The 12,048-nt window shown below is 47.9% G+C and carries 3 protein-coding genes and 1 pseudogene; 3 read left to right on the top strand and 1 reads right to left on the bottom strand.

The window, feature by feature from the left end; genetic code table 11:
• Positions 1 to 34: 34 nt before the first annotated feature.
• Complete coding sequence (locus ACF8OF_RS10195) at positions 35 to 4,714, bottom strand: sel1 repeat family protein (protein WP_392496509.1); 4,680 nt, start codon at positions 4,712 to 4,714, stop codon at positions 35 to 37.
• 380 nt (positions 4,715 to 5,094) lie between these two features.
• Between ACF8OF_RS10195 and ACF8OF_RS10190 the strand changes: the two are divergent.
• The 3 genes and pseudogenes from ACF8OF_RS10190 to ACF8OF_RS10180 all read left to right on the top strand — a co-directional run bounded on the left by ACF8OF_RS10190 (position 5,095) and on the right by ACF8OF_RS10180 (position 12,037).
• Positions 5,095 to 7,455: pseudogene (locus ACF8OF_RS10190) on the top strand (N-6 DNA methylase).
• Positions 7,455 to 8,792 carry a restriction endonuclease subunit S gene (locus ACF8OF_RS10185; protein WP_392496507.1) on the top strand — a complete coding sequence of 446 codons (1,338 nt, stop codon included), beginning with the start codon at positions 7,455 to 7,457 and terminating at the stop codon, positions 8,790 to 8,792. Before ACF8OF_RS10190 ends, ACF8OF_RS10185 begins: the two are co-directional and overlap by 1 nt.
• A complete protein-coding gene (locus ACF8OF_RS10180) occupies positions 8,789 to 12,037 on the top strand; it encodes a type I restriction endonuclease subunit R (RefSeq protein ID WP_392496505.1) in 3,249 nt (1,082 codons plus the stop codon). The genes ACF8OF_RS10185 and ACF8OF_RS10180 overlap by 4 nt, the downstream gene beginning before the upstream one ends.
• Positions 12,038 to 12,048: the final 11 nt, after the last annotated feature.

The following is a 12,048-nucleotide window of genomic DNA, read 5'->3' as shown; positions in this document are numbered from 1 at the left end:
ATTCCGGGAGGGCGCTGATAATAAAACCGCTTATTTATTTTTTATCGCTGATACGTGAAAAATCCCACTCTTTTAAGGCTTTTTCGGCCTCTTTATTGCCGTATTTTGCTGACAGTATCAGGTTATCCCGTGCTTTGCGCAGATCATCATCACTGCCGGTACCGACCAGTTTGTGATAATACATCCATGCGACCTTGAGTTTCGCCATTTCATGATGATTGCCCTGTTCAAGGGAGGTCATTTCATAATAGCGGGCAGCCTGCGGATAATCCTTTTCCAGCCCGGACTGACCGAAATAGAGCATATCTCCGGCGAGGTGTGCGGTATTGCTGTCACCCAGTCTGGCTCCCGCATCAAAATACGCGAGGGCTTTTTTGCCATCCTCCGGGATGCCGCGCTCATTCGGTTTGCGGTAGAGATTCCCCAGTACGTTATACGCTCTGGCGTAGCCGTTTTTACCGGCGAGTTCATAGAAATAGAGCATTTTTTCCGTATCTTCCGGAACACGTTCGCCACGGGCATAGTTTACCCCCAGCGAGAATGCAGCCATGGCATCACCGCTTTCCGCTTTCTGCCGTTTCGCTTCAATTTCCTGTTCATAACGGCCGTATTGCTCATATTCCTGTTTTTTCTTAATCCGTTGCAGCACCGCATCATGTTCTGCATCTGTCAGTGTGTCAGTCAGTTTGTCTCCCTCGCGGGAACTGACATCGGCAAGTGAACCGTAGTAATACGCTTCGGCGGCCTCTTTTTTACTGACATAAGCGTTATACATACCTTTCAGAGCGTGCGTGTTGTTATATTCCAGCGAACGGGTATACCACGCGATGGCTTTATCCGGGTCGGGTGCGGTGTTGCAAAAGCCTTCAAGCCACGCATCCCCCATGGCTTTGGTCATGGTTTCCGGCGGCATCAGCATATAGTTATCGGTATTTTCCGGGTAGTCCGATTTTTTCAGCCACGCCGTGAGATACTGTTCCGCTTTAGCGGGATCGGCATCGTCACGGCGGCAGTATTCCGGTGATATATAGTATTCGTAGAGGGCTTCTGTGGCAGCAATATCGCCGTTATCATGGCCTTTCTGCAGATAAGACAGTGCTTTATCTGTGTCATTATTCTGCCGGTAATAATTGAACAGAGCGATTTGCGCATCGGCCCGTTTATCTGCCTCCGCTTCCAGCAGTGCGAGATATTTTTTGTTATCCGCGTTATACAGGGAGCTGCCGTTGTTATCACTGAGAGTACCGTTATACAGCCGGGCCAGTGTATCAAACGCGGTTTTTGACACAGATTCATCACTGTTTTTCAGTCCGTTTTCCACCTGGGTGACAACACCGGCCCACTCCGGTGAATCCGGTGGTATGCGGTTCTCTTTGAGCTGCATGACTGCCAGCAGGGTATCGGAGCAACTGTCACCTTTCTCCGCACCACGGCGTAATACCGCCATTTTGCCGTCATTGGTTTCCGTCGCCCCGGCCAGGGCGCAGAATGCAGGCAGATAACCGCTTTCCGCGCTTTTTTCAAACCAGTAACGGGCGGCATCATAATTACCGTAGCTCTTATCGCGTTCCCCGGCGGCGTTCATGGCGCTGCTGTCCCCGGCCAGTGCCGGTTTTATCGTGCTCTCATAGAATGCGATATCTTCTGATACATCACGCGGCCCTTTGTAGGCACGTATCAGGACGATGGCTTTGTCCCAGTCCGGTGCGATAATCCGGCGCTGTGTTTTTTTATCGTACTCTCCCTTTGCATAGGTATCCGCCAGCAGGATGGTGGCATAATTATGACCGGCATCTGCTGCCTTTTGCAGGTATGGCAGGGCTTGCTGCAGATCTTTTTGTGTGCCGCGTCCGAGAAAATAAGCATAACCGGTTTCATAGGCTGCATTAGGGCTTTCATCCGCCAGTTTTACGTTTATTTCAAACTGATCCATTGCCTCCAGTTCGTGAGCACCGTAATCACCGGCTTTGCTGAAATAATAGCGGGCTTTCTGACGATCCGCGCTGACAAGATTGCTGCCCTGCAGGTACTGTGTACCCAGATCACGCAGATAGCTGTTATTGCCGGTTCCTGGGAGTTTGTCGTACAGCGACAGCAGCCGTTTTTTATCTTCCGGACTGAGTGTGTCAGTGTTTTTGTAGTTATCAATCAGAGCAGTGATGGCATTTTCGTGCCCGCCTTCGGCTGCCATTTTCAGGTAATACAGCGATTTTTCCGGATCCTGCGTCAGGCCGTGGTTGCCGTTTTTCCAGGCGTAAGATAATTCATAGGCGGCTTCAGCATCCCCTTTCCGGACGCTGGCATTCAGGTCTGCCAGGGTATCACGGCTCTTTTTGACTTTGCTCAGGCGTGATTCTGTGAAACGGTAATCGCGGTCAGGAATTTTTTCATACCAGGCAATGGAGGCATTCAGGTCAGCGTTTACACCGTATTGACCTTCATAATAGATCTCGCCCAATTCATACATGCAGGCCCATTCACCGGCATCAGCACACTGTGTCAGGCGGGGTACAATATCGCGTTCCGTCAGTCCGGTTACCTTCAGAAATGCCTGATTCAGATTGCTCTGTGTACCGGGGCGGGTTGCGCTCTTCAGACGATTCACCATGTATTCACCGGCTTCCGGGCTGCCCTGATCTGCCGCTTTCATCATCAGTTCAATATCCGGACGCAGGATCTCATCGGTCATATCCGGTTTATCTTCCGCATCTTCCAGTTTCAGCCGCGCATAGTAATACGTGACATCCGGATCCTGACCCAGCAGCGGGGTAATCAGTTTCTGTGCTTCGGCGTTATTATCCCGCAGGGCAAGCAGGACCCAGAATTGTCTGGCAAGGAGGTCATTTTTGCCTTCGGAGAAGACAATCTGTGTGACATCATGCCATTCTTTTTCCGTCAGCAGGGAGCGGGAATATTCACTTTTCATGATTTCCAGCGCCAGCTTCAGCGCCTGTTCATTATCGCCGGTATTGAGGGAAATAAGCGCTTTTGCCAGGTGAGCATTGGCAGCGGGGGTATATTCGCTGGCTTTCTGATACAGTTCCATAGCCTGTTTGCGGTTTTTGACCGGATCTTCCCGCAACAGATAATCGGCATAAAAGTGTGCCTGGCGGTAGTTATTATTCTCTTCGGTATCTTTTTTCAGGAACGCGATAATCTCTTTTTCATCAATTTCACCACCGGTATCAAAGGAAAAATACAGATCCGTTAAACGCCGGTAAGCCTTATCCTGAAAATAGGGATTTTCTGACAGGGATTTATAGATCCCGACGGCTTTTTTTACATCCTGTTCAACACCGATACCTCTGGCGTATTTATAGGCCAGCTGATCCTGTGAATCTGCCAGCGGCGATAATTCTGCCGATTTTTTATTCAGTTCAAAGGCACGGACCGGATCATAAATATTCCCTTCCTGATCACCGTAACGTGCGGAAGCCAGCATCAGTGCCTCCGGGTCATCCGGATATTTTTCCAGTAACCTGGCTAAATACGCGGATATCTGTGTGTTGGTATCGTTATCCGGAAATTGATAGCTGTCGGCAAGATCCGCAATGATTCCGATTAATGCATCGTGGTGTCCGGTATCCGCAGCCTGTTTCAGGTATTCTGCTGCGCGTTCACGATCATAATCGAAGGCATCATCAAAACGGATATTACGGTGGATTTGATAAAGCAGATAAAGGGCATCGGGATATCCGGCTTCAGCTGCGGCTGTCAGATATTCAGGATTTGTTTTGGTATCAAGATACCAGGTATAAAGGGCTTTCGGATCGTTTTTATCAATCAGCGGCTGTAAATAACGGAGGGCTTTTTCTTTATCTGTGATGACCCCCGTTCCCTGCATATAAGTATCATAGAGGGCGTAACGGGCATGAAGATTACCGCTCTCTGCCATCTTTTCCAGTTTTTTCAGCCGTGCTGCTGTTTCATCCGTGGTTTCTGCGCCGTAGAGTGATAACGCTTTCGGCATAACATCTTCTTCACTGAGTGAGCTTATTTGTGAAAAAGCCATATAGCGGTATTTTTTTGCCTGTCCGGGGTCGGCTTCTATTCCGTGACCGCCGGTCTCGTATATCCGGGAAAGTAACATGGCGGGGAAGATAAATTGTTCACTGAGCAGAGGTGTCAGGATCTCAACGGCTTTTTTATAATCTTTATCATATTCGTAAGCGATATAACCCAGGGCGAATTTAGCAAAAAACGACCCCTGATCGGCGGCGGCGGTCATATATTTTCGCGCCTGCTCTGCATCTGACGGAATATTTTCATATTTATCGTGCAGATAAATACTGCCCAGTAATTCCTGTGCCTCACGTACACCGGCTTCTGCCGCAGCGTTCAGTGAGGTAATACCGTACGGATCCTGTTCGGTATAAGGCACTCTGCCGTGATAGCGGTAATAACCGAGGTTATATAACGCGTTTTTATTACCGGCTTTCGCAGCCCGTTCCAGCCACTGATAACCCAGCACCGCATTTTCCGGTGTACCGTTGCCGCTGAGATACATGACTGACAGCGCATAAGCAGCCTGCGGATCCTTTTCCGCTTCGGCGGAAAAATAGCGGAATGCCCCGTCAGTATCCCCGGATAAATACAGCTCATAGCCCTTATCTGCAGGGGTAGTGCCGGACGTCACAGAATAGGTCAGCCAGGCCCCGCCGGACAGTGCAATAGCTATAAGCAGAGCAATCCTTAGTTTACGTTGCTTTGTCATATCATCCCTTATACGGATTAATTTTAAACAGAAAGTGAAGAATAAAAAATTTGACTTAGTGTAACGGAATGGAGCGGTAATTCAATGTGATTGGATAAGGAAAAAACAAATAAAAACATTATGTTATTTTATGGTGGTATCCGGGGAGCTGTTTTTTGATTCGGGGGAATTGTTATCCGGATCTGGTGAGTTCGTCCGCAGGTATAATCGGCCGGCATTTAACAGCGCTGCGTTGTCAGTCAGTAAACATACGCCACGAATATTCATTTCTGTGTCCTGAATCGTTTGCATTCGCACTTTCCGGCGGTATCATTCTGAGAATATGAACATTTTCCGGGGGCAATCCGGTTTCCCGGCTGTAATATCTTTCAGGATCTCTTATGACTGACTCTAATTTTTCCCAAACGGCTGCATTTATATGGTCGGTAGCCGATTTACTGCGCGGTGATTTTAAACAATCTCAGTAGGGGCGCGTGATCCTGCCATTTACACTTCTGCGTCGTCTTGAATGTGTGTTAGCCGGGACCAAAGAAACCGTTGTGGCAAAAGCGGAAGAATTAAAAAAAAGCCCGCTGCCGGAAGACGCTAAAGAGAAATTTCTGTTGCGTGCCAGTGGTCTGACATTCTTCAATGCGTCGCCGATGGATCTCGGCAAGATGGGGCAGAATGATATTAAAGCCAACCTGGAAAATTATGTTCAGTCATTTTCAGCGGATGCGCGTGAAATCTTCGAACATTTTAAATTCAGCGAGTTTGTTGGTCTGCTGGATGATGCCAACCTGCTGTTCAAAGTTGTTAAGAAATTTGCCACCACCGATCTCAGCCCGGAGAAAATTTCCAATCATGATATGGGGCTGGTCTTTGAAGAACTTATCCGCCGTTTCGCGGAAAGTTCCAACGATACCGCTGGTGAGCACTTCACCCCGCGCGATATCGTGCGTCTGACCACCTCGCTGGTGTTTATGGAAGATGATGAAGCGCTGACGCAGGACGGTATCATCCGCACCATTTACGACCCGACGGCCGGGACAGGCGGATTCCTCTCTTCGGGAATGGAATATGTGCATGAATTGAACCCTTACGCGGTGATGCGTGCCTTTGGTCAGGAGCTGAACCCGGAATCCTACGCTATCTGTAAAGCCGATATGCTGATCAAAGGTCAGGACGTCAGCCGCATCAAACTGGGTAACACCCTCTCTAACGACCAGCTGCCGCAGGATCAGTTCGATTACATGCTCTCTAACCCGCCATTTGGCGTGGACTGGAAAAAGATTGAGGGTGAAATCAACGACGAACATACACAGAAAGGTTATAACGGTCGCTTTGGCCCGGGCCTGCCGCGTGTTTCAGACGGCTCGCTGCTGTTCCTGATGCACCTGATCAGTAAAATGCGTGACAGCTACAGTGCGGACGGTCATTTAACCCATGGCGGGCGTATCGGGATTATCCTTAATGGCTCCCCGCTGTTTACCGGCAGTGCGGGCAGTGGTGAGAGTGAAATCCGCCGCTACATTCTGGAGGCAGATCTGCTGGAAGGCATTATCGCGTTGCCGACCGATATGTTTTATAACACCGGCATTGCAACGTATGTCTGGATCTTATCGAACAACAAATCTCCGGAGCGTAAAGGCAAAGTGCAGTTGATTGATGGCACTCATCTGTACGGTAAGATGCGCAAGTCACTGGGTTCCAAACGTAATCTGATGGGCGAAGACGATATCAGACTGATCACGCAGACCTTCGGGGACTTTGAGGTGGTGGATGCCACCACTCTGGAAGAACCGGGTCTGGAAAAAACGACAGAACAAAAATCCAGCCGCGGCCGCCAATCTGCCACATCCAAAACCGAAACGCCGAAAACCTTTGCCAGCAAAATCTTTAACAGTACCGATTTTGGTTATCGCCGCCTGACCATTGAGCGCCCGCTGCGTTTATCCGCTCAGGTCACGGATGAAGCGATTGCCGGCCTGCGCTTTGCACCGAAGCCGTTTAATGCGCCGATGGAGCGCCTGTATGAGGAGTTTGCGTCACAGTGGCAGGAAGATAACTACGGTGACTTCTCAGAAACGGAAACAGAAGCGCGCGCCATCATTAAAGCCGAATTTGCCGAACTGAAAGAAAAGCAGATTAAAGACCTGCTCGACAGCAAACTGTGGCTGGCACAGCGCGGGTTAATGGAAAAAGCGCAGCAGATTCAGACGGCGCTTGGTACGCAGGAAGGTGGTAAAACGCTGGTGAGTAATGATTTTAACCAGTTCCAGCTGACGCTGAAAGGGGCTGTCAAAAAGGCGGGTGTGAAGCTGGATGCGAAAGAAAATAAACAATTTATTGATGCCATCACCACGAAGAACCCGGACGCCGAGCCGGTAGTGAAGAAGGTGCTGAAAGAAGACGCTCAGCCGCTGTACGGGGCGTTTGAGTACAACGGTAAAGTGGTCGAGTTTGAACAGGACGGCGACCTGCGGGATAACGAAAACGTGCCGCTGGATCCGAAACTTTCAACCAGTGACCTGATTGAAACCTATTTTAAAGCAGAAGTTCAGCCCCATGTCGCCGATGCCTGGATTAATGCCGATAAGCGCGATGCGAAAGATGGCGAAGTGGGGATTGTGGGTTATGAGATTCCGTTTAACCGCCATTTCTACGTCTATCAGCCGCCGCGCCCGCTGGAAGAAATTGATGCCGATCTGGATGCGGTCAGTACCGAAATCATGAAGCTGTTACAGGAGGTACATTCCTGATGGCAAAATATAAGGCGTATCCGGAATATAAGGATTCCGGGATTGAGTGGCTGGGGGAGATTCCGGAGAGTTGGAAAATAACTCGCTTAAAATTTGAAACGTTGTTAAATATGGGGCAATCACCTAGCTCAGATGATTGCAATATTGAAGGTGATGGATTAGCTTTCCTTCAGGGGAATGCAGAATTTGGTAAAGTTAATCCTATAGAAAAGCAATATTGCCCTGTAGCAAAAAAAATTGCTAATCCTGGCGATATTTTATTTTCTGTACGAGCTCCTGTGGGGGCTATTAATTATGCAGACAAAAAATATGGAATAGGGAGAGGATTGTGTAGTATTGCTGAATCTATAAAGATAATATCCTCTTTTTTGTGGTGGTTATTACCAACATATAAATATCAACTTGATGCGATAGCCACGGGTAGTACTTTTGAGGCTGTATCTGCAGAGCAATTAGGGAACTTAAGTTTTACATTACCGTCTATTTCAGAGCAATTTCAAATTGCTGATTTTCTCGATCACGAAACTACAAAAATAGATAATCTTATCGAGAAACAAAAACAACTGATTGAACTACTAAAAGAAAAACGTCAGGCGGTGATTAGCCATGCTGTGACGAAAGGATTAAACCCTGATGTACCGATGAAAGATTCGGGTGTTGAGTGGTTGGGAGAAGTACCGGAGCATTGGATTATCAAACGGTTAAAACATATCTCTCCCAAAATTGGTGTTGGGCTCGTTATTAACCCTTCTACATATACTAAAGATGAAGGTGTCTATTTTATATTTGGTGGTGACGTTAAAGAGTTTGGATTCGACCTAGCTAAAACAAGGCGAATGTCACCTCAGGATAGCAATAAACTACTTCCTTCAAGATTAAATAGTAGAGATTTAGTGTCAGTACGTGTTGGATATCCAGGAATCACTTCAGTGGTTACTGATGATTTAGAAGGCTCTAATTGCGCGTCAATTATCATTATTAGAAGAGGCAGTTACAACTCTGACTGGCTATGTGCGGCAATGAATGTTTGGGTTGGAAGACAACAAGTTGATCTTGCTTCTTATGGTGCAGCACAAAAGCAGTTTAACGTATCGGATGCTATTGAATTTGTATTTCCTGTACCTCCGATACATGAGCAAAATGATATAGCTGATTTTGTCCAAAAAACATTGAAAAAATTTGATGATTTAACTCAGAAAACTCTCAAACAGGTAGAGTTGCTACAAGAACGCCGCATTGCCCTAATCTCCGCCGCCGTCACCGGTAAAATCGATGTCCGTGATTGGGTTGCCCCTGATACTCAGGAAATAGAAAAAACTGAGGAGACTGCCGCATGAGTATGGACAGCACCAAAGAGCTGATTTTCCAGGACGAAATAATTGCTCAGATGATCGATAAAGGCTGGGTTAAAGGTAAATCGGACGGCTACGACCGCGAACGTGCGTTGTACTCACGGGATGCGCTGACGTTTGTGCAAACCACTCAGCCGAACGAGTGGGAAAAATTTGCCAAAATTTATCCCACCGATACCGAGCGTCACTTCCTCGATGCGCTGGTGGCGCAACTGAAAAAAGCAGATATCAATGCCACGGATATGCTGTCGCGGACTTATGGTACGCTTGGTGTATTACGCCACGGGATCAAAAGCCATAACGCGCGGTTTTCCCTGTGTCAGTTTAAACCGGAACACACTCTCAACCCTGAAACCCTGGCGCGCTATAAACAGAATATCTGTCGCATTGTGCCGGAGCTGGTCTACAGCCCGCACGCATCAAAAACTGCATATGAAGAAACCGGTGTAAAGGCGAAGAAATGGCGTATCGACCTGGTATTGTTCATCAATGGCCTGCCGGTAGCGACGCTGGAGCTGAAGTCTGAATTTAAACAGACGGTGCAAAACGCGATGACGCAATATAAGAAAACGCGTTTGCCCAAAGACCCCGGTACGAATAAACCTGAGCCGCTGCTGACCTTCAAACGCGGGGCGCTGGTGCATTTTGCTGTCAGTCAGTACGACGTGTTTATGACGACCAGACTTGATGGCGATAAAACCTTCTTCCTGCCGTTTAACAAAGGTACCCATGATGGCGGAGCAGGCAATGATATCCCTGAAGATGAAAATGATTACGCCACCAGTTACCTGTGGAATGAGGTGCTGCGCCCGGAGAATCTGCTGAAAATTCTCGCCAGCTTTGTGCATCTGCAAATTGAAGAGAAAGAAGAGTGGAACGGCCTGAAAGGTAAAAAAGAGAGCCTGATTTTCCCGCGTTATCATCAGTGGGACGTGGTGAATAAGCTGATCACTGCTGCGGTGGCAGAAGGCACCGGCAATAAATATCTGGTTCAGCACAGTGCGGGGTCGGGTAAATCCAACTCTATCGCCTGGACGGCCCATCAGCTCTCCCGTCTGTATGATAAAAAAGGCGAAAAACAGTTTGATTCCGTGATCGTGGTGACAGACCGTACTGTGCTCGATGATCAGCTGCAGGATACTATCTATCAGTTTGAGCATCAGGATGGTGTGGTCGGGCGCATCAATAACAAAGAGGGCGATGGCTCCAAATCGGAGAAACTGGCTGCGGCGCTGGAAAATTCGCAGCCGATCATTATCGTCACCATCCAGACCTTCCCGTTTGTATTAAAGGCGATTGAAAACAGCGTCAGCCTCAAACAGCGTAAATACGCGGTGATTGCTGATGAAGCGCACTCCTCACAAAGCGGCTCTACGGCACGCCAACTGAAGGAAGTGCTGATGACCGAAGAAACGGATGATGATGTGGTGATGTCGTCAGAAGATATTCTGGATGCTACCGTCGCCGCGCGTAAAGGCAGCAATAACCTGAATTATTATGCCTTTACCGCCACACCAAAAGCCAAAACACTGGAGTTGTTCGGTCGTCGCCCTGATCCGTCTGAACCGGCGTCAAAAACCAACAAACCGGAAGCGTTCCACGTATATTCCATGCGTCAGGCCATCGAAGAGGGTTTTATTCTTGATGTCCTGAAGAATTATACCAACTACAAAGTCGCTTATAAGCTGCTGCAAACGTTGGGTGACCCCGATTGTGAAGTGGACAGTAAAAAGGCCAAAATAAAGCTGAATCAGTGGGTCACGCTGCACGATCATAATGTATCGCAGAAAGTGAAGGTGATTGTTGAACACTTCCGCAAGCATGTCATGCACTTGCTGGGCGGTCAGGCGAAAGCCATGGTTGTGACCAGTTCGCGTAAAGCGGCGGTACGCTACAAGCTGGCATTCGATAAGTATATTTCTGATAATAAATACCAGAAAATCAATGCAATGGTGGCATTCTCCGGTGAAGTTGAATTCAATGAGGACGACCATAACAGCCCTGAGCTGCTTAACCAGAAATTCACTGAAAGCAATATGAATCCCGGGCTGAAAGGCCGGGACATGCGTAAAGCGTTTGATACCGATGACTATCAGGTCATGCTGGTGGCCAATAAATTCCAGACCGGTTTTGATCAGCCTAAACTGTGCGCCATGTATGTCGATAAAGCGCTGGGCGGCGTGGAATGTGTACAGACGCTGTCACGCCTGAACCGTATCTACCCGGGGAAAGCGCAGTCAGGCACGTTTGTGCTCGATTTCTATAATGAACCGGACGATATTCTGAGTGCTTTCCGGCCATATTATCAGACAGCAGAATTAAACGATGTCAGTGATCCTCAGCAGGCTTTTGAGCTATTTGAAAAACTCCGGGCTGCCGGTATTTTTCAGTGGAGTGAAGTAGAGCAATTCTGTGAAGCCTTCTTCACCAAAAATAAATCCAATGCCGCCATCAGTAATATTTGTAAACCTGCTGTCCAGCGCTGGAAGCTGCGTTATGTCTCCGCGATTGATGCGTATGTTCAGGCGAAAGAGATGCTTGAACGCGTCAAAAAATACGGGGATGTGGTCGTAACCACTAATGCAGAGAATAACGTTAAAGCCTGTAAGCAGGAAAAAGATAAGCTGGATATTTTTAAGAAAGATCTCGGCAGCTTTGTCCGTTTTTACGAGTTTATGTCACAAATCGTGGATTACGATGATAAAAACTTAGAAAAACTGAGTCTTTTTGCCCGCCATCTGCGCCCTTTATTGCATGAGCAGCGTATCGAAGACGATGAGATTGATCTGAGTAATGTTGAAATGAGCCATTACCGTCTGTCTAAGCTCCATGAACAGAATCTGAAGCTGCAGGAAGATACGGAAGACTATAAACTCACGCCGGTTAATGATATTGGCACCGCGAAACCAAAGGACAAGAAAGAAGAGTTTTTGTCGAATATTCTGGCACGTCTTAATGATCTGTTTATTACTGACAATCTCACTGATAAAGATATGATCAATTATGCTTTCACTGTGCGTGACAAACTGTCGGAAAATCAGGCGGTGATGACGCAGATAGCGAACAACACCCGTGAACAGGCCATGCTGGGGGATTTCCCGAAAGCCATTGATGATGCCGTTATGGACAGCAACGACGCCCAGCAGGAAATGATGATGCAGTATCTGTCTAATCCGGAACTGGCGAAAGGCTTTGCCCGTGTGGTGTTTGATATGCTGAAGGGCGCATGAATTTTTATTGA

Origin of the sequence: Morganella sp. TYF_1 (assembly GCF_043105645.1) — a bacterium.
Classification (GTDB): domain Bacteria; phylum Pseudomonadota; class Gammaproteobacteria; order Enterobacterales; family Enterobacteriaceae; genus Morganella; species Morganella morganii_B.
The sequence above is the reverse complement of the archived record's forward strand: the minus strand, read 5'-3'. Positions and strand labels throughout refer to the sequence as shown.

Bases quoted from the DNA above. Each gene is read 5' to 3' on its own strand.
- ACF8OF_RS10195 (WP_392496509.1), bottom strand. From the start codon at position 4,714: ATGACAAAGCAACGTAAACTAAGGATTGCTCTGCTTATAGCTATTGCA.
- ACF8OF_RS10185 (WP_392496507.1), top strand. From the start codon at position 7,455: ATGGCAAAATATAAGGCGTATCCGGAATATAAGGATTCCGGGATTGAG.
- ACF8OF_RS10180 (WP_392496505.1), top strand. From the start codon at position 8,789: ATGAGTATGGACAGCACCAAAGAGCTGATTTTCCAGGACGAAATAATT.